The organism is Verrucomicrobium sp. BvORR106 (assembly GCF_000739655.1).
Classification (GTDB): Bacteria; Verrucomicrobiota; Verrucomicrobiia; order Verrucomicrobiales; family Verrucomicrobiaceae; genus Verrucomicrobium.
In genome coordinates, this window is the sequence record NZ_BATR01000163.1 from 1 (window position 1) to 21,276 (window position 21,276).

A 21,276-nucleotide genomic window follows, 5' to 3' on the forward strand; every position below is an offset into this window, starting at 1 on the left:
CCCCACCTTGAGCGTGGTGAACCAGCCGAACAGGTAGCAAAACGCCGTCATCAGCCCCGCCACGTAGAGCAGCTCCCATTTCCATTTCAGCACCCCCAGGGACGCCTGCTCCCAGTTCACCGCCATCGCCATCAGCATGAGCGCCCCCCAGAGGAGCAGCATGGCAAAGAACGGTGGGTACTCCGCGAGGGCGTTGTTGAACATCATCACCACCCCGCGCTCCACCCGTCGCTCGATGCTCTCCAGCGAGTGCTCCCGGAAATACTTCTTGGCGCTCGGCAACTCGTCCGGGTTGTCCACCTTCCCGTCACCGTCCTTGTCCACGCTCTCCAGAGAGCGGTCCAGCCCCATCCCCTGCATATCGTGCTTGTCGTCCACGTCAGTGGCCCACATGTAGTACATGCTCTGCACGTTGTAGAGCGGATTGCCGAAGGTCTTATACGAGGTGTAAAGGTACGGAGAAATCGGCAGCATATAACCCAGCACCATCACGGGTCCGGCAATGAGGATGGCGATCCGGCGCTTGTTGCTGGCAAAGATGAGCTGCAGCCCCATGATCCCCCCTGCCGCCGCCAGCGCGACGAGCGCATTCGCCTTGGTCATGTGCCAGGCACACAGGTAGAATCCTGCAATCATGGCATGCCACCACTTCGGCTCCTGAAGGGTTCGCACGATCCAGGCCACGGCCACCACAATGAGAGCCGCCACCAGCACCTCCGGCTGCACATAGGGGGCTTTCAGGATGAAGAGCTGGAATGCCACAATCAGACAGAAGGCCAGCCCCATCCAGTTCCCCAGCCAGCGTTTCAGGGCAAAGAACATCCCCACCAGCAACACCAAAGAGAGACCAATGTTAAATGCCCGGGCGACTGGGAAGTACTCGTTGTAGAACTTCTTCAACCCTTCCGGATCCTGGGGGCGCAGGGTCGAATCCGCCGTGGTGGAGAGCAGATACATGAAGAGCGGCATCCGCATGCGGGTGATGAACATCTCGTAGTTCGACTCCCGGAGGCCCTTGCCATAGTTCATGTACACCCGCTGGTCATTCAGGTCATAGGCGTTCACCGGGCGGTTGGCCTTGGCTGCTGCCGCCTCGTCCCCATTGAAACGGTCCTTCACCTCCGTGTCCATGGCCCGCTGCAGCTTGGCGTTCACTTCATAGCCGTGGTCCACCGCCCGCGTCACGTAGAACCAGCCCGCCCCCACCAGCACCAGCAGGAGCAACGCAGTCGCCCAACGAGGAAGTTTGGCACCAGGGGCGAAGGCATCGAGCAGAGCGGAAAGCATGGGCAACAGGCGTAAGAAATCGGAAAAAGCTGGCGCATTAGAGGCGGATTGCGGGAAAGGGCAAGGCGGGAGGCCGATTTTGAAGCATGTTTTCACGTTCGGGTGATGTGGCGCATCGGGTCTCCCGAGCGCAACTACCGGGGTTCGATGCATCAATCTTGCGAGTGCCCCTTGGAAAGGGTGCCCCACCCCAACAGCGCAAATTGCCAACTTCATTGCGCGTTTTGCGAATCCGGCCGGATTGCGTATTCCGGCCACTTCTCCAGTATGCCGGAAGCGCCTCCAAGATCCCATACAAAGAGATCCGTGTGTTCCCGCCGTACTCCCCGGCCTCTCCGCGGTCGCCTCGATTTTCTCCCAACCGTCCAAAAGTCCAGCTCAAGACCCATCGGACTCCGGAGCCCCCGGTAGTCCTTCACCAGCCAAACCACGATCCGTCGCGGGTCGGCCGGGCAGCATTGCCCGGCCGCCCTCGATGTCCACGCCCTTTTTCGGCCGCTGACTAGCCTCAGTCAAAGCCGGGAGGGCCGGAGCCGGCGGATCCAGAAACAATCTCCTGTTTCCCATGATGCCGTCCCTGCCCCGTAAATCTGGCCTCCAGACTCTCTTTCTCAGCCTGTTGACCTCCGTCGCCCTCGGGGCCGACTACACCTGGCAGACCGGAGGCACCACCAACAACTGGAGCACCGCCGGCGGCGACACGAACTGGTTTATCAATCCCGACACCACCACACTCGCCGCCTGGGCGAATGCGAACCACAACGCGATTTTCGCCGGGGCCACGGGAGAGACGATCACGGTCAACGGCACCATCACCCCAGCCAGCACCACCATCAATGACAATGGGAACTGGACCTTCGCCAACGGCACGAGCGGAGCCATCAACGGCGGCACCTTGGTGAAAAACGGCAGTGGCATCCTGACCATCGGCCTGCTTGCCAACGGATTCACCGCCACCACGATCAATGGCGGGACCATCTCCATCGGCACCGGAGGCACCTCGGCGAACACCTCGACCGTCACCGCCCTGGGGACTGCGACGGTCACCATCAACAACACCGGGACGCTGCGGCTTTGGATCAAAAACGATGCTGCCTTCACCCTGACGAACAACCTCGTGATCGATGGCGGCACCCTGCGCAATGAGGACGGCAACCACACCATGTCCGGCACCATTTTGGTGAATGCCGGAGGGGCCAACTTCACCACGCAATGGGACGCCAAGAACCTCACCCTCAGCGGCGTCATCTCCGGGGCGGGAGCGGTCCGCATTGCCACTGCCAACCAAGCCAGTTCCCGGGTCATCATGACCGCCACCAACACCTACTCTGGCGGCACCACGGTCAACAGCGGGACCCTGCAACTGGGCAACAGCACGGGCGGCGACCAGGGTGGCAATGGGGTCATTCGAGGGGCCATTACCGTGAACTCCGGCGCGACCCTGTCGCTCAACATCAACAACGCTTTCGGATACACCAACGGCACCAAGGTCGACACCGTGAATCTCAACGGTGGCACCCTCACGCATGCGGCGAACGGCGACAACGGCTGGGGTGTTACCTACAACCTCACCGGTGCTCTCATGCAGACGACGGGCGGCGGTCGTTTTTCCTTTGGTGGCAGCAGCGGTGGCACCGGCACGGCGGTCAACTCCCTGGCCTCCGCCAACAGCTCCGTCATCTCCGGGCTCATCCGGCTCCGGGAGAACAACGTGAACAACAGCGTTGCTTTCAACATCGCGGATGGCGGAGCGATCAACGACCTCATCGTTCATGCAAATATTGATCAAAACAGCCCAGGCTACGGCATCACCAAGACGGGCACCGGGTTGATGCTGCTCAACGGTGCCAACACGTACACTGGCTCCACCATCATCAACGGAGGCACCCTCTCCCTCACCAGCATCGGCACCCTGGCCAGCTCCCCTGTTGTGATCAACAGCACCGGAACCCTCCGTCTGGACTCTACAGGTAAAACCCTTGCATCGATCACCGCCAACAATGGCTCCACGATGGTCCTCGGTGCCCGCACCGGGGCTACCACAACACTGACCGGTGCCCTTACTCTCGCCGACGCTGCGGCGATCACGCTGGCACCCGTCTTCAGCGGCTCACCTGCCACGGCAGGCAGCACCTATGACCTCATCACGGCCGCCAGCATCACCGGCACAGGGACGGTGAGCACCAACTTCAACTACTTCGGCCAATCCCGCATCACCGGCAGCACCGCGGTGGTGGGCAACGTCTTGCGTCTTACCCTCGCGACAGGAGCCGCCAACCTGGTTTGGAACAATGCCTCTGCCAACGGCCAGTGGGACATCAATACAAGCACTAACTTCAACAACAGCGGCACCAATGACGTCTTCATGTCCTACGATGCCGTCACGTTCGATGACACAACGGCCCCTGGCACTGCCAAGGCCGTCAACCTCTCCGGAACGGTCGCGCCTGCCCTGCTGACCGTCAACAACACCACCGGAAACGACTACACCTTCAACGCCACGAGTGTGGGATCCGGACAGCTCGTGGGCGCAGGTTCACTCGTGAAAAACGGCACTGGCACCCTGACCCTGGGCACAAACCTGACTTATGCCATGACCGGCGACATTACGGTGAATGCCGGCACCTTCAGCCTTGGCAGCAAGGCCCTGGTGAACGTGGCCAGTGTGATTCTAAACGGCGGCACTCTCTCAACAGGATCGATCTACGCCGCCAGCTTCGACCTGCGTTCCGGCACGGCCAGCACGGTGCTCACCGGCACCAGTGGCCTCACCAAATCCACTTCCGGCACTGTAACCCTCAGCGGGGTGAACAACTACACCGGCACCACCACCGTCAGCGGCGGCACTCTCATCCTTACCGGAAACAACACCATCACCGGAGCGGTGGCAGTCAATGCCGGGACCTTGCAGGTTGGCTCCGGCAGCACCTCGGGCTCCTTGGGCTCAGGCGCAGTCTCCATCGCCTCAGGTGCGACGGTGCTCTACAATCGCAGCGACTCTCCTGGCATCGCCAACGTTTTCAGCGGAGCAGGCGCGCTGAACTTCAACGGCACCAACAATGGAATCAGCAATGGGGCCTCTGGATTCTCCCTCTCCGGCAACAACAGCACTTTCAGCGGCACCATGGCCATCTCCAATGCCAGGCTGACCGTCGACAACACCGCGGACATCGGCACGGCCGCCATCAACATCGGTACCAATGGCCAGTTCTATTTCAGCGCAGGGGGCACCTACACGAACAATCTGACCATCTCTGGCAACGGCTGGGGGGAAACCGCCGGACTTTTGGGCGCGATTCGGCTGGGAGGCAACGTCAACCTCGCCGGTTCCATCACTCTGGCAGGGAATGCCCGTATCACCGCCTATGGCAACAGCGGAACAATCTCCGGGGCAATTGGGGATGGCGGTAACAATTTTGGCGTCACCTTTGGCGTGACGGGAGGCACCTCAACCCTCACCCTCTCAGGGGTCAGCACCTACACAGGGGCGACCAGCATCTTCTCGGCTGCGGCCAACCAGGCCACCATGGTCACCCTTTCCGGCAGTCTCGGCAACACAGCGGTGACAGTCAGTAATTTCTCCACCCTCGCGGGTGAGGGCACGATCGGAACCATCGCTGGCAGCGCCTCACTCATCCACGAAGCAGGAAGTTTCCTCAATGCCGATCTTGGCACGACTGCCGCCCTCACTGTCAACGGCACGGTCAACGTCAGTGGAGCCACCACTCTCAACCTCACCTCCCTGGCGGGCATCACTCCGGGCGGAGCCTACACGATCTTGAATCATACCGGCACGCTCACGGGCCTGGCCAATCTGATCCTGCCCAACGCCGCAACCTACCGGGCCGCCCTCATCACCGACACGGGCTCAGCATTGCAGGTCTCTCTCGGAAACAAGGCCGTGACCTGGACCGGGGCCGCCAGCGGGGCCTGGGACATCGGCACCGCCATCAACTGGGTGGACGGATCCAGCCTCGCCGAACGCTACTTCCAGGCGGATGCCGTGACCTTCGTGGACGGTGCAGCCAACACCAGCATCACTGTGACCGGTGCCCTCACCCCTTCGAGCGTCACTTTCAACAACAGCACCGCCACGACTTACACCATCACCACCAGTACAGGTAACACGATCGGTGGAACCTCCGCGCTGACGAAGACCAATACGGGGACCGTCAACCTCTCCGGCCCCAACACCTATACCGGCGGAACGCTTGTCCGTCAGGGCACTCTGGTGGGGCTGAATGCCACCGCCTTTGGCACCGGCACGATCACCCTGGGGGACGCCAGCACAGCCGCTGGAACCCTGGCGTTGTACCTCGATCCCATCACGGCAGGCGCCAACATCACCGCCTCCAACGCCATCAACGTCGGTCCTGTCAGCGCGGCCACCACCGCAGTCATCGGCACGCTCGGATCTACCACCACCCAGGTCACCCGCTCCGCGACCTTCAGCGGGGCCATCACGCTGAATGACGATGTCATCCTCCGCTCAGGCGCACACGACAGCACCACATTCTCCGGTGCTATCACCGGAGGCAGCGGATTTACCATCTCAGTTGAAAACGGCCTTATTGCTCCCAGCAATGCCACGGCCCAACAGTTCGGTGCCGGCCAGGCTGGCAACCGGGTCATGCTCAGCGGTGACGCCAATGGTTTCACGGGCAACTGGAACATCCGCAGCGGATCATCCACCAACCTCACGATCCTCCAAATCAACACCGGCGAGCGGATCAACAACAACTCCAACGTGAACATCGAGGAGTTCGCGGTCTTCCGGCTGAATTCTGCCGAGACCATCAACGCCCTCACGGGCAACGGCCGTGTGCGGGCCGTAAGTTCCCGCCTCCTCACCGTTGGCGCCGGCAATGGTTCCGGCACCTTTTCAGGCGTGCTGGAAAACGATACCTTTGACGCAGGCACGCTCTCCTTCGCCAAGTCCGGCACTGGCACGCAGATTCTCACGGGAACCAACACCTACACCGGGACGACCACCGTCAGCGGGGGCGTGTTGCAAGTGGGCGATGGCGGCATGACCGGAACCCTGGGTGGATCCGGCGCAATCACCGTCTCCTCAGGCGCAACCTTGACCTACAACCGCTCCGACCTCGTCACGCTGGACCGGGCATTCACCAACAGCGGCGGCACCTTGATCAAAGATGGCGCAGGCAATATGACGATCGCCTCCTTCCTCCTGCTCCCCACGAATTTCATCGTCAACAGCGGCGTCGTCACCATCAACGGCGGCAGCTTTGGCGGCAATCGCATGGAAGGGAACGGAACGCTCACCATCAATGCCGGGGCCAGCGTCATCCTGACCGCCACCCACACTCTGGGTGGAGGCAACGGAAGCATGTCGGACTCCGTGGTGATCAACGGGGGCCTGTTGACGCTGAATGAGGAGCAGTACTTCAACAATCTGACGCTTCAGAACGGCGGCAACGTCAACGGGATCGACGAGGTCCGGGCCTCCAGCGCCACCAACTGGCAGGTCACAGGCAGCAGCGCCACCGCATCAGAGATCAGCACTCTGGTCAGCCATGTTGCCGCCGCCAACTGGACGGTTCAGGATATTACGGCAAACTCAGAGACGGACCTCATCATCAGCGGCCGGATCACCAACACCGGAGCCCTTAACAAGGGCGGTGCAGGCACCATGGAGCTCAGCAATGACGCCAACAGCTACAGCGGCGGCACCAACATCAATGCAGGAACCCTGCTCGTGAACACCCTCACCGGCAGCGCCACCGGCACCGGGCAGGTCACCATCGCGGCCGGGGCCACCTTGGCGGGACGCGGAGCGGTCAACACCACCAACGCCAACATCACGATCAATGGGACCCTGAGAGTGGGCAATCTCGGCGACGACCTCTTCACCTCCGACCTGAACCTTCATCTCGGCACCGGCACCGGCACCGTCCTGCTCAATGGCGTGCTCCTGCTCGACATCTTCGGCCAGGAGGACGACACGATGGGCAGCGATCACGGCCAGCTCTACGGCGATGTCTTGAAGTTCAACAACACCGCTGCCGTACAGCTCGGTGGCACCCTCAAGATCGTGGACGCCTCCTCCGATGCCCTCAACTGGAACGAAGGAGACGCCTGGCAGCTCATTGACTGGGCCAACGTCACCGCAGGTGGCATCACCGGCACGTTCACCACCTACGAACTCCCCACCCTCGCCGAAGGCCTGAAGTGGGACACCAGCCTCATCAGCCAGACCGGTTACATCTCCGTCGTCGCCGTCCCCGAACCCTCCCGCTCGTTCCTTCTTGTCGTAGCGGGAGCCGGCTTCCTCATGCGGAGACGCCGCAAACAGGGCTGAGCGAGAGCCGTTCAACCAAAGAGGGCACAGAGGTAAATCTTAAAAGCCACTCAAGGCTTGTCCACCCCCAAGGAGCGGCGGTTTGTGCTTGCACAACCGCCGACGGTGGCCGGAGGCGAGGATTCGCAAGCAATCCAGGCAGCGATGGGATGGCCTAGCGCATTGGGAGATTTGGCGGACTGTCACTCCGCTTCCAATCGGCGGTTGTGCAAGCACAAACCGCCGCTCCTTGGACTCCCAGGTATCATTGACACACTCCGTGAAGTGAGAGCTCAACCAGGCGCAGCCGCCTCAACCAGCGCAGCCGCCTCAACCAGCGCAGCCGCCTCAACCAGCGCAGCGTCTCAACCAGCGCAGCGTCTCAACCAGCGCAGCGTCTCAACCAGCGCAGCGTCTCAACCAGCGCAGCGTCTCAACCAGCGCAGCGTCTCAACCAGCGCAGCGTCTCAACCAGGCGAAGCCGTCTCAACCAGCGCAGCGTCTCAACCAGCGCAGCGTCTCAACCAGGCGAAGCCGTCTCAACCAGCGCAGCGTCTCAACTCAACTTCCCTTCCCTTCCAGCGCTGCATCCCATTCGCCGGCATCGTGAAACGTTGGTGCATCGAACCCGCTGCTCAACCCTTCCTTCACGAACAGGCTGCCCAGCTCCGGATGGTCTTCCGGACGTTGCAGGCGGAGCTTCAGTGTCTGCCCCAGCTGCAGCTTCTGAGCAGGGAGGGCCTGTGCCCCCATCCAGCTCCACTGGGAAACCACGATCTGGTCTCCCGGTTTCACGCCCAGGTCACCGGCTCCTTCCACAAGCTCGGTCACCTCATAGAGGTGGTTCACCAGAGCCTCGGTGTACGGCTGAAACTCCTGCAAAGTAGGCGTGGGCGACATCTCCACCAGCTTCGCCCACACCACGCCTTCCTTCACGGGGAGACGCTGGCCGGACATGACGATGGATGAGTTGGCATGCTGGGCCACCTCCTCATCGCTCAGCTTGCGATTGTAGATCAGCACCCGCTCGATCTCCCCACGCCAGGGCTGCTTGCCTTCAGAGGAGGCCCCCAGACGCATCTTCATAGACTCCCAGTTGCTGAAGTCGCCCGTGATGCGGTTCCTCGTCCAGGCCGCCTGCCCGTCCACATACACGGTCAGCTTGTCCTTGCCATAGGCCAGCACGAGGTGGTGCGGGTACCCCTTCTGAACCACCGCGAGCGAAGTTTCCTCGACATCGCCAGCAGGCCCGTTGGCCGGGGTCCTCATCCAGAGGAAGAGTCGTGGCCCGCGCTGGATGATCGTCAGATTCCGCTCCTGATCATTGTTTGCCAGGGTCAGGATGCGCCGGTCCTCCTTCTCCTTCACGTTGCCCTGCGGCGTGATCACCATCTCCAGGCTCACCTCATGGGTCTTCCGGCATTCGGAAGAGACCAGTTCGCCCGCCTCCGGAGCATCAAACCAGCCCCCGCGCAGTTTCATCGCACCCCGCTGGTCCCAGAAGGCCACCCCCTGGGGCACCACCGTACAGGGGTTGCCATTGGGTAGCTTGGTCAGCCCTCGCACCTGCTCCCACACGAAAACCAGCCCTTCATCAGTAGCCGGCCAGGCAGCCTTCGGCACGCGCAGGGATGTCGCAGACATCCTGTTGGGCTGCTGTGCCCGGTCTTTGAATCCCTCGATCACCAACGCCTCTGCGTCCTTGGACTGCTCCGGAAGCTTCACGGTAAGTGAGAGGTCACCTTCACTCAGCTTCCAATTCGTGAGCACCGTCCCATCTGCCAGCTTGACGACGGCCTCCCTGCTGTCCACCGGCTCATCGAAATCCACCACAATGCCATCCTTGCCCTCGCGCCGGGCTCCTTCGACCTTGGGTGGAGCAGGCGGGCTCACATGCACATAACCACGCAGCTTCCCCCCATCCGGAAGCTGGCGGGCCTCAATCCAATATTCGCCCGGCTTTTTGAAGGTGTGCTGCACCTTGTTCCCCTCGTAGTTCACCTTGCCGGTCATGTGCCAGCCCCAGTTCCCCTTCCCCGCCTCGTTCACGGCAAAGTCCAGAGTTGTTTCCCCTTCCACATATCGTGTGCCCAGGGGGAGTTCCGTACGGTACACGTCAGGATACCGGTCCGTGCCCTTGAAGCTGGTGTAACGCACGGGTTTGCCGATGATCTCCAGCGTCACTGGGTTCAGGTGAGCGAGGTACAAATCATAATCCGCCTCGAAATGGTCGTGACTATCGGGAGAGGCGCCGAACGCTATCAGCCGCTGACACGGGGAAACCATGGGGAAGTAGATGTAGTTCCGCTTTCCGTGCATGCGCTCATCGTCTTTTTGCAGGATCTGGCTGATTTCCCGCGTGGCCAGGCGCATCTTGTTCACCGGTCCGCCGGCCCCACCCATCCAGAAGCCCCACTTGCTGTCAGCGGTGAAGTACGGCTGGCAGCCACTCTGCCGCTGCTCATGCCAGAGGGTCTGCCCCTCCGTATCCACTCTGGCAAATTCGGGTGTGCCAGAGGTGGCATGCTTCCCATCCGGGCTCATGAGGTAGCCGAAGACCTCACTGGGCTGCTTGAGCAGCCGCGTGGTCTGCCCCGTGCTCAAACTGAACTCCTGGGTGAAGCCCTTGTTGTCGATGAAACAGAGTCGATCCTCGCTCCTCCACACCACCGCCCGGTGTTCCGCATAGCTGCGGGCTTCCGGAGCCACGGCGCGGCGCTTCCGCGTCTTCAGATCCATCACCCAGAGCACTCCGTGCCGGCCTACATGGCCTGGGTAACCGGTGGATCCACGCGGATAGCTCACGTACGCCAGACGTTTGCCATCGGGAGAAATCTTGGGACAGAAGTGGTCCCGCCCTGATTCTGTAGGAACCACCCGATACTCTTTCCCGCCGTTGAGGCGCTTCGACCAGATCTCCCACGCTCCCGACTTGGTCCGCCTTTCCCACACCAGGAACCCGGAGCCCACCCGGGACAGCCCCCGCATGTTTTTGGGATCCAAGTCCAGCGGCACCTCCTCCGCACGGTCATCCTTCTCACGATTCCGCCTCCAGTCCACCACGGCAATCGCTGCCGCAGTAATCACCACAAAAACAGGAACATAGATCTTCCAAATGCGCGACATGTACTAGGATGAGGAGGGGGCGGACAACGAACTAGATGAACAAAAATTCAGAATCGTAAATCTGCACACATCCCTGCCACCGGGCAACGAGGAAAAGATTCTTGATACAATTAAACCATGCCTCCGGTTGCGGTGCGCCCGGCGTATAGGCTGCACCTTCATCTCCGCTTCCGATGTCGACCAAAACACCTGTCTCCCTGCACTGGTTCCGCCGTGATCTCCGGCTCACGGATAACACCGCGCTGCATGCCGCGCACACCGGGTCAGACCAGGTGATCCCCGTGTACATCCTCACCACCTGGAAGACGCAGCACTCCTGGACAGGCCCCAACCGCCAGCACTTTCTGTGCGGTAATCTGGACTCCCTGGCCAGGAATCTGGAGGCCATCGGCTCCCGTCTCATCATCCGGTCTGGAGATGCAGTCTCGGAGATCGAGCGACTTCTCCGCGAGACCGGGGCCACCGCGCTCTATGTCAATCGCGACCCCGATCCGTACGGGAAAATGGTGGAAGTGAAGGTGGCAGCCCTCTGCAAAAGTCTTGGGGTGACGTTCCACTCCTGCAAGGACGCCGTCCTTCATGAATCAGATGAGGTGCTCACCGGGAGCGGCGGCCCCTACCGGGTCTTCACCCCCTACTCCCGGAACTGGCTGTCGCTTCCTAAAACCCAGCCCCTGGGCAAAGTCCGCACCCTGGGGGACGCAGCCCCGCCCAAGCTCAAGAGCCTGCCTCTCCCCACAGTGGCTCACTGGAGCCTGCCCGAGCCCACCGCCACCCTGCCCGCCCCCGGTGAAAAAGCCGCCCGCGACCGGATGAAGGCCTTTGTGGAAGGCAAGAAGCTCCCCCAGTACGAGGAAACGCGAAACTTCCCCTCCGTGCCCGGCACCTCCCAGCTCAGCCCAGACTTGCGCTACGGGCTCATCAGCATCCGGGAGCTCTATCACCGCTGTCAGCAGGCGTTGGCCGGGGCGGCATCCCAGCCTGCAGCACAACTAGGCATCAACACTTACATCAAGGAGCTGGCCTGGCGGGAATTCTACATGGCCGTTCTTCATTTCTTCCCGGAGGTGCTGGAAACAGACTTCAACCCGGAGCTGCGCGGAGTCTCCTGGCATGACGATCCTGCGGCCCTCACGGCGTGGAAGGAAGGCCGTACCGGCTTCCCGCTGGTGGATGCTGGCATGCGCCAGCTCCTCGCCACCGGCTGGATGCACAATCGCGTCCGCATGATTGTTTCCATGTTCCTCACCAAGGATCTCCATGTGCACTGGATGGAGGGCGAGAGTCATTTCATGCAACTGCTGGTGGACGGTGAGATTGCCAGCAACAACGGCGGCTGGCAATGGAGCGCCGGCACCGGGGCCGACGCCGCTCCGTGGTTCCGCATCCAGAATCCGTGGACTCAGACCAAACGCTTCGATCCAGAGGGCAAGTACATCAAGACCTGGGTGCCGGAACTCAAGGACGTGCCTGCGGACAAGTTCTTTGCCCCGCCCGTCAACGGCCTGCCCCTCGCCAAAGGCTATCCCCTCCCGATGGTGGATCACGCCACAGAACGGGACCGCACGCTGCAACGGTTCAAGGCAGCAACGAAGCGATAAAGATTAAACCACAGAGACACAGAGAACACCGAGACTGAAACTGAGGTTTGGACAGAATTTATGGAACTAGTTATGGTGCCTCACGATGCGTGTGGCACCCACATCCTCAATCTGGAACCCCAACTCCCTCAATTCTGTCGAAAAATCAGTGCTCTGTGTTCTCTGTGCCTCTGTGGTTCCTAACTAAACTTCCGCATCTCCCATCTCCACCAGCCAGGAGGCCTGCGTGAGGCGGCGGACGATGGCCCAACCTTCTCCTCCATAGCGGGCTGCCAGATCGTTCAATCCAAACTGGCTGGTCCACAGCACAGGCAGGCCGCAGGAACCACGATGGTCGAGCAGAGCTTCCAGCTCCGGCGCAGCCTCGCGGGGCGAGTCTTCTTCACCCATATCGTCCAATAGGAGCACCCGTACCCTCCGGGCATCGCTCAGCAACCGACGGGCTCTCTGCACCACCCGGGCGTCATCATCACGTTGATCCATTACCGCCGTGGCCAGACGGGAGGCTGGCAAATACATCCACGAGCAGGTATCCGGCAGTTGGAGCAGCAAGGTGACGAGCAATCGAGTCTTGCCCATGCCATCCGGACCCAGCAGCCCAATGCCATGCGAATCCTCAGCCCCTTCCACACACCAATCCAAGGCGCGCTGCACCACTTCCCGGGGCAAACTGGTCCGCCAAGGTTCAAAAGGCTTCAGATGGCTGTCCGGAATCTCCGCCAGACGGCGTGCCCGACGACGAGCAGACTCCCCGCGTTCCTTCGCGGCCACATGCGGGCGAAAAGGTCCCGCCTCTCTTTTGGAGGTCGAGGCAGCCTGAAGCGCCTGATCGGGCCTGGCTTCGTGCGATGATAAGGTGTCTGAGAGAGCGAACATTTTCGTGATATTCGCCGCAAACTTCAGATTGGCCGTAATGGACTCGTTACTTTTTTGCCACTGCCTAAAGCCCCCTGACGCACCCCCTCTAAGCTCCTCAAAATGAGCAAAAAGCCTGCCTAAAAAGTGTTCAAAATCTGTTCTAAAATTGACCGTGCATTGCCTTGCATCGAATTGCCCACTTCCAGATGGATGTTCGCCAAGTCGGCAGTCGCTTTTCGCGCCATCTTTCTTAGGCCGCCATCCTCGTATCGTTGAAGCATTCGACGGCCACGAGCATACCCAGGAGGTTGCCTCAACAGACGAACTCAGTCTTATCCGGTTCGCGGCACGTATGGTCCCTTAAACCCATGAAAAGGGAACTGACTTCAACCACTCGTCACAATCGACGCGCAGATGACATGAAGTTGGATAAGAGCCGCCCACAAGGCAAACAGAACATGAAAACCAACACCCAGACAGACCGCACCCGTCACTTTGACGAAAGCGAGACCACTTCCATCGAGACCACCATCTACTCGGAGAACTCCATCTCCATGAGCGAATACCGCATCCTCAATCCCCAGACTGCCGAGGTGCCCACTCTGACCCAGAGCCGCGTGCTGGCCGCTGTGCTGGAGCGCGTGCGGATCAAAGAAGCCCGCCGTGCCAAGAGCGCCGCTCGTCGCAAGGCTCTGATGGAAGCTGCGATGAACGCGGTCATCCATCCTTGGGAGCAGCTCATGAGCGTGTTCCATCATGCTCCCCAGCCTGCCCTGGCTCGTGTGCATGTGGCGTCCGGTTCCCAGGCTGGCAAAAGCGTGCGCGTGACCTCCTCCTATCTGGCGCTGCCCCGCGCCTGATCCGTCTGAAGTTTCGATCACGCAGACAGGGCGTCTGAATGGCGTCAACTGCCCCTCATTCGCGCAAGAAATCTACTGCTGCGCCCCTTCTGCAGGTTTCCGGCCCGGCCAACCGGAGCCTCAGCAGAATCCCTTTCAGGATCATTCCCGATGGCGACCCGAAAATCGGTTGTCAGTCGGCACCGGTCCATGGTCTAAGTTGGGCAGAACGCTTTTGTTCCCATCCGGCCATCGCCATGATCCACATCCTCCCTGCCGCCTCTGAGCATCACGATGCCATCTGGCATATCTTCCATGAAGTGATCCAGGGTGGTGACGCGTACGTCTTTGCGGAGCACACGAGCCGGGCCGAAGCCCTCGCCTACTGGCTTGCGCCGGGCCACCACGCGTATGTCGCTGTGGACGGGAGCGGTCAGGTTGTTGGCAGTTATATCCTAAAGCCCAACCAGCCGGGACGCGGGGCCCACGTGGCCAACGGCAGCTACATGACCGCCAGCAGCGCGCGCGGCATGGGCGTCGGCTCCATCATGGCGGAGCACTCCATTGCCGAGGCCGAACGGCTCGGCTACCGGGCCATCCAGTTCAATATCGTCGTCAGCACGAACGGCGCAGCAGTACGCCTCTGGCAGCGGCACGGTTTCAAGATCCTGGCCACCCTTCCCCAGGCATTCCAACATGCCAAGTTGGGCTATGTGGATGCCTACCTCATGCACCGGTTTGTGGGTGAGGCGCCAGCCAATGCGACGTCGTCGACTGAATCCCTGCATTGATCACACGGGGCAACTCCCACGGGCATCAGAAAGCCCCTTATTGCCCTACCAAGGGGAGGCTAACGTCTCGCCTGGAGCCTCCTGATTTTGCAGGTGCATGTCCGTGTGCGCATCCTTTGAGAGCCCTTTTCCTGCCCACTACTGGTACGAATATGACCCACCCCTACACCTATGACCTGGGTGGCATGCGGACTGCTTGGTGAACATCGGCCCAAGACTCCCTTAAAAACACCGTTTCCCGCGGAACAAGGGATGTCCACGGCCACGCCACCAGCAGTCCCGCCGTATGAGACACATCACATTCGTATTTTTTCCACTTCTTGTCTGTACGATTCTGACGCTCCCCGGCTTGGCCCAGACGCTCACCTTTGACGGCGTGCCCACACCGGCCAACTCCGGGGCACAGAACGGCGGCGGCGACTGGAATACCACCGCCTTGAACTGGTATGATCTTACTCTCAACCAGAATGTTTCCTGGGCCAACAACGGCACCACGGACGCCGCCTTCGGCAATACTAACAGCGTTACCGGCGGCACGATCAATCTCACGGAGAACATTTTCGTCCGCAACATGCGGTTCAACAGCCTTCAGAGCGGACCTACTCTCACCGGGGGCATGACCCACACCTTCAGCTCCACCAACGGCAGCACCCTGAACTTCGCAGACAGCGCCGTCATCATCGCGGCGGAAAACAGCTCCTCCGGTTCCGGCACCATCCTGTTCATCAACTTCAACCTTGCCGTCAAAGCCCATAACCTGACGATGGCCCGCGATACCGGCACGCTGTCAGCGACTTTCCAGTATCTGCGCTTTGCCAATGACAACGACCTCACGGGCACGCTAACGCTGCAATCCGCCCCTGATCTGACCAAGGGCATCTTCCTGCTCACTGCTGGCAACAACACTATCGAGGGCCTCGACAAGGTGGTGGTCCAAGCAGGCAGCGTCCTTGCCACCAGCGGAACGGGCCAGACTTACGTGACCGACATCCACCTGGCTGGCAACGGCGTCGGAAACGGAGCCATCCGGGTGGACTCCGCAAACATGACGTTTACCGGCGAGATCGTTTTGACGGCAGATGCGGGCATCATGACCAACGCGTCCGCAGGAAACGCCACTATCTCCGGCGGCATCTCCGAGCAGGGCGGCAGTTTCGGTTTCGCAAGATTCGCCTCGGCAGTGGACACCATCCTGACCATCACTGGAATCAACACCTACACTGGAAAGACAACGTTCGGCCGCTCTGGTTCGGTCGCTGGCGGCATCACCACCTTGGACTTCAACGGAGCCGGTGCCCCGGAGGACGACATTCTCTACCACAACGTGGCCACAGCGGGGATCCTTGAACTCATAGGCGGCTCGTACGGGAGGGCCGCACTGGTCTTGCAGGGGAAGGACGGTGCCGCTAACAGCCAGCGCTTCGGGAACCTCAGTGTGAACGGTACCCGGTCCACCCTCACGTTGATCTCAGGCACCGCAGGCACCATGGATATCTCGCTGGGAACTATCAGTCGTGTCCTGGCCTCCAGTACCTTGGCGATCGTCACCCCAGCGTCAGGCACCATCACCACCACCCAGGCCAACGGCCTGATCGGTCCTTGGGCAACGATTGCCGATGCCTCAGGTAATGGCGGCTGGGCTCAGGCCAGCAACGGTGTCGTGACCCGCTTCAACGGCACCACCACTCACGCTTTGGGCAGCACCTTAAACTCCTACACTGCCACCACGGATCTCCAACTGAGCAACGCTTCCCGTGCCGTCGTGACCAATAGCGGATCGGCGAGCGTGGCCACCATCTCTCAAACCGACGCCGTCTCAAAGCGCTTGCTCGACATCGGCACTGGCAATCAACTGCAGTTGGGCCAGACAGCCGGCATCCAAATAACAGGCGGAGCCAAAGATCTGATCGTGGGACGAGTTGGGAGCGCAGGCAAGCTCACGGCAGGCACTGCCACCGGGGCCAGCCTCTTCCTCACCAACATGTCGCCCAGCGCCACCCTGACGATCCATTCTCAGATCGTGAACAATGCCGCCGGTCCCGTGAACCTCTACATCAACGGCTCGGGCAATGTCGTCCTGGATGGTGACAACACCTTTACAGGCAGCGTCCAGATCGCCAGCGGATCTCTGGAGATACGTCACCCAGGGGCTCTAGGCACCACAGCGGGCTCGACCTCCGTCCTCGCGGGAGCTGCGCTACGACTCTCCGGGGGCGTCTCCTCGGCAGAAGCCATCAGCATTGCGGGGAACGGAGTGAACAATGACGGAGCGCTGCGCAGTGTGGGCGGCAGCAACACGCTGACGGGTCTCCTCACCCTGGCCGGGCCGGGCCGCATCAATGTGGATACTGGCACGCTGACGCTTCAGGGGGCCACCCTCGCCACCAACGTGATTACCGTCAGCTCCACCTCCAACACCTTGACCTTTGGCGGGGCTGGCACCCTGGTGGTCAACGGCCGGATCAATTCCTCCACTGGCACCGCCTTTACGAAAGACGGCAGTGGCTTGATGATCGTGAACGGTGACAATGCATTCACCACTGCGACCGCCGTGAGCAATGGCATCCTGCGCATTGGCCACGTCAACGCGCTAGGCACCGCCGCCGGGGCCACCACGGTCTCCGGCACGGGAGCCGTCGAACTTAGCGGGAACGGCTGGTCCATAGCAGAGACCTTCACACTGGGCAGCACCGGCACCAGTCTGGGCGGGGGTCTGCGCAGCACAGGCGGGAACAACAGCCTTACCGGGCTCATCACTGTCAACAACGCCTCCCGCATCCAGTCGCTGGATGGAACCCTCACCCTGGATGTCGCCAGTGGCAGCGCCATCATCAAGGACAACTCCAGCACCAACCGGGCGCTCGCCTTCGGAGGCACGGGAAACATCTTGGTACTCGATGCCATCTCCAGGCAGAGCACCGGCATCTTCTCCATCACCAAGGACGGCAGCGGCACCTTGACGCTGCGTGCCGCCAGCAACTATGACGGCACCACCACGCTTGGCGGAGGCGAACTGCACCTGGACTTCGCCGATGCGGGTGTTTCCACGAACCTCCTCTACAATGGTCTCTCCACGCCGGGCGCGCTCACCATCACGGGCAGCACCTTGCGGGTCACCGGACGTTCCGGCACCACTACGAGCCAGCAGTTTGGCAATCTGGCCATCGGCGTCGGCCAGTCCTACATCACCACGGTGCAAAATGGTGCTACCGCTGTAAACATCTCGTTTGGGAACATTGCCCGCGCGCTCTCCGGCAGCGTTCTGGAGTTCACCCCACCTGCTGCTGGCAGCTACAGCACCACCGGCGGCGTGAACAATGCCCTCATCACCCACGATGGCACCGCCTCCGTCACCTGGGGCAAGAACGACTGGGCTGCCACCACCGCGGCAGTGGATGGACGACGTCAGATCGTGGGACTCTCCAGCATTGTGGACGGCTACACTGCCAGCACATCCACAAGCCTGTCCGGCAACGCCGATGTGGTGCTGGGCGCAGGCATCATCACACTCGCAGCCAGTGCAGATACCAGCAGCCTCCGGTTCAATGCCGCACAGAGCAGCTACATCGGCATGAGTGACGGCATCACGCTCACCACCGGAGGCATTCTCGTGGGAGAGGGCGTGGGCGCCCACACGACTTACATTGACGGTGGAACACTGCGAAGCAACTCCACTGGCCTGTCATTCACCACCTCCGACTTGGTGATCGTGCAGAACAATACCTTGGGCGATCTCATCATCACCGCGAACATCGACAACAACCTGGGTGGCACGAATACCAGCACATCTCTCACCAAGAGCGGTGCTGGCACCGTCATCCTGGACACGGCCACGCACAACTACTCTGGCACCACCAAGGTGATAGAAGGCACCTTGCACCTCCGCACGGGCAACATCAACACCGCAGGTCAGTACACCCTCGGCGGAGGCGCTACCAGCGGCAAGTTTAAGATCGGCAACAACACCACCTCGATCCTGGTGTACTCAGACTGGCTGCAAATCGACGGCTATGGCACCCAGAACGCCCTCGTGGGGGGCGGGACGGTGCTCTCCACCTTCCTGCTGGATGGCTCCAACATCACCAGCGACTTCCGCAAAGGCTACATCGGCGGCGCCGGACAGTATGAGAACAACATCAGCATCCGCATGGCGGCCGACAACGCCCCGCTGATCCTGGGCGCGAACAACACCTATGCAGGAAAGACCACGATTTCCTTCGGCATCATCGAGGTGGAAAAGCTGGCCGACCTTGGTCAAGTCAGCTCTCTGGGCACCGGCACCTTCAACGGCACCGGCCTCACAGCAGACTCCGGCATCATTGACCTCTCGAACCGCACGACTGGCTCGACGGGTCTCAATGCCTACTCCGTGCTCCGCTACATCGGGAGCACGGACTCATCCACCAATCGCGTGGTCCGGATTTCAAACACTGATCTACCCAATGAGATCATTTCCGTCGTGGCCGTGCTCGAAAACAACGGCACCGGCACGGTGAAATTCACCTCTGCGATGCAGGCAGCCGGGTCCAATCCGGTCGAGCGCCTCTTGCGTCTCAGCGGCACCAACACCGGAGCGAACTCCATCGTCAGCATTAACAACCCGAGTGCAACCATCCTAACGCGCATTGAGAAGACTGGCACCGGTACCTGGGCCGTCACCGGCGCCAGCACCCACGGCGGCGGCACCAACATCCTGGCGGGAACCTTCCTGGCCATGAACACCGGTGGCAGCCCCGGATCCGCCACCGGCACTGGCAATGTCACCGTGGCCGCAGGAGCCACGCTGGGAGGCATCGGGCGGGTGGCACCGGGAACTGGTTCGAACATCACAGTCAATGGCATCGTCGCAGTGGGAGACTCCACCCTGGCCATCGCGCAGGCCGCCCGCCTCGAGATCGCCACCACTGGCAGTGGCACCCTCACCTTCAAGACCGGCAGCAGCCTCGCCCTCGACCTGCTCCATGGTCAGATGTTGGGAAACAACACCAGCGACGGCACCGCGGCAGATGTCATGGTCATCAACGGCTCCCTGGTGATCGAAAGCGGGGCCACCCTGGTCATCAACAACCCCACGGACATGATGGAATGGGCGGTGAACGACTCCTGGAAACTCTTTGACTGGTCCGGCCTCGGGTCCCGCACGGGAGAGTTCAGCCTCCTCTCCCTCCCAGGGCTGAGCGGCGATCTTTCGTGGGACACCAGCAAACTCTACACGGATGGCATCATCTCCATCACCAACGTCCCCGAACCGGGCAGGATGGTGCTGCTGATGGTGGCTCTGGCGGCGGGAGTGATGAGGAGGAGAAGGCGTGCTTAGCGCTTGGTTCTTTGAAGGCGAGGCTCTGTTTGTTTCAAACAGCTTCCTCCGGGATCCAGATTGACATCCATTTGGCCTCGTCACGAGACACTACATTCGTTGGCCCTCGAACCCGGAGGGTTCACCAAGAATAGCCACGGGGAAGCGAGCGTAGCGAGTGCAACCCATGGAATAGGGCACCCCGTATTCTACGGCGGAGCGGTAGGCCCATCGGGTGCAAATCGCCAAACCGCGCCCTCTAACCGAACAACTTCGTCAGCGCCTCACGCATCACGCCCTTGTCCGGTGAAACCCCAGACCAATACTCAATGTTGGTCGCACCCTGGTTCACCAGCATACCCAGACCGTCCAGCACCTTGCAGCCCAGATTCTCCGCCTCTTTGAACAGTCGGGTGTAGGGAGGGTTGGGAATGACATCCGCCACCACCATTTTGGGCTTCAAGGTGGCCAGATCGATCTCCGGCATGGCATCCACGTCCGGATACAGTCCGATGGAGGTCGCGTTCACCACCACTCCAGCATCCTCGGGGATGGCGAAAGGTCCCGTCCACGGTGCGAACACCGCCGCAGCGGGCGTGTTCCGTGTGACGTGCGTTGTCAGCTCCATACCGCGATCCTCGGAGCGGTTCACGATGGTGAATTTCCTCGCTCCCGCGAGGGCCAGCTCCACGGCGATGGCCCGAGCCGCGCCTCCGGCACCCAAGATGACGACATGCTGGCCACTGGGGTCAGCCACCTCCTGAAGGCTGTTGAGGAAACCTTTGCCGTCAGTGTTCTCCCCGATCCACTGGTCCCCGCGTTTCACCGCGCAGTTGACCGCGCCAATCAGCCTCGCCGATTCCCCCAGCCCGTCCAAATGCTCGATCACCGCCACCTTGTGGGGCAGGCTGCAGTTGAATCCCACGTACCCCTGGGCCTTGGCCCCGCGCACGGCGTCTGCCAGATCCTCCGGAGCCACCTCCATGTTCACATAGAGATAATGCAGCCCGTGGTGACGGAACGCCGCCTCCATCATCACCACAGTGGGGTTTTCAGCGACAGGCTTGGCAAAACAGCCAGTGAGGGTGGGCAGAAAGTTCATGCTGCGACAGGCGGTGCATACAGGACGAACCGACCGAGTCCAGACTTTCGATCCATCGAGTAAAGATCATGACTC

At 61.1% G+C, this 21,276-nt stretch carries 9 protein-coding genes; 5 read left to right on the plus strand and 4 right to left on the minus strand.

Annotation, left to right across the window (positions count from 1 at the left end):
• Window positions 1–1,287: hypothetical protein (locus tag BV106_RS28830; RefSeq protein WP_038170644.1), on the minus strand; the 1,287-nt coding region annotated here is incomplete at its 3' end.
• Between the two features lie 565 nt (window positions 1,288–1,852).
• On the opposite strand from BV106_RS28830, the gene BV106_RS28835 reads away from it, so the two are divergent.
• Entirely contained in the window at window positions 1,853–7,609 is a 5,757-nt protein-coding gene (locus BV106_RS28835; protein ID WP_038170646.1) for an autotransporter-associated beta strand repeat-containing protein, read from the plus strand.
• Between the two features lie 540 nt (window positions 7,610–8,149).
• Here BV106_RS28835 and BV106_RS28840 read toward each other — a convergent pair.
• Window positions 8,150–10,714, minus strand: a complete 2,565-nt coding sequence (locus BV106_RS28840; RefSeq protein ID WP_038170648.1) for a LamG-like jellyroll fold domain-containing protein — start codon at window positions 10,712–10,714, stop codon at window positions 8,150–8,152.
• A gap of 173 nt (window positions 10,715–10,887) precedes the next feature.
• Here BV106_RS28840 and BV106_RS28845 point away from each other — a divergent pair, with 173 nt between their 5' ends.
• Window positions 10,888–12,315 (plus strand): deoxyribodipyrimidine photo-lyase, encoded by a 1,428-nt coding sequence (locus tag BV106_RS28845; protein ID WP_038170650.1) that lies wholly within the window; start codon window positions 10,888–10,890, stop codon window positions 12,313–12,315.
• Window positions 12,316–12,498: 183 nt separating this feature from the next.
• Here the strand turns inward: BV106_RS28845 and BV106_RS28850 are convergent, their stop codons facing one another.
• Window positions 12,499–13,086: an ATP-binding protein gene (locus BV106_RS28850; RefSeq protein WP_265596182.1), complete on the minus strand. Its 588-nt coding sequence runs from the start codon at window positions 13,084–13,086 to the stop codon at window positions 12,499–12,501.
• A gap of 545 nt (window positions 13,087–13,631) precedes the next feature.
• Between BV106_RS28850 and BV106_RS28855 the strand changes: the two genes are divergently transcribed.
• From BV106_RS28855 to BV106_RS28865, 3 genes are all read left to right on the plus strand, one after another.
• Entirely contained in the window at window positions 13,632–14,033 is a 402-nt protein-coding gene (locus tag BV106_RS28855) for a hypothetical protein (RefSeq protein WP_265596183.1), read from the plus strand.
• A 236-nt stretch (window positions 14,034–14,269) separates the two neighbouring features.
• Window positions 14,270–14,803, plus strand: coding sequence for a GNAT family N-acetyltransferase (locus tag BV106_RS28860; protein WP_051946454.1), 534 nt, complete (start codon window positions 14,270–14,272; stop codon window positions 14,801–14,803).
• A gap of 349 nt (window positions 14,804–15,152) precedes the next feature.
• On the plus strand, window positions 15,153–20,120 hold the full coding sequence (locus tag BV106_RS28865) for an autotransporter-associated beta strand repeat-containing protein (RefSeq protein WP_038170655.1): 4,968 nt from the start codon (window positions 15,153–15,155) through the stop codon (window positions 20,118–20,120).
• Between the two features lie 238 nt (window positions 20,121–20,358).
• Here the strand turns inward: BV106_RS28865 and aroE are convergent, their stop codons facing one another.
• A complete protein-coding gene (gene aroE / locus BV106_RS28870) occupies window positions 20,359–21,201 on the minus strand; it encodes a shikimate dehydrogenase (RefSeq protein WP_038170656.1) in 843 nt (280 codons plus the stop codon).
• Window positions 21,202–21,276 lie beyond the last annotated feature (75 nt).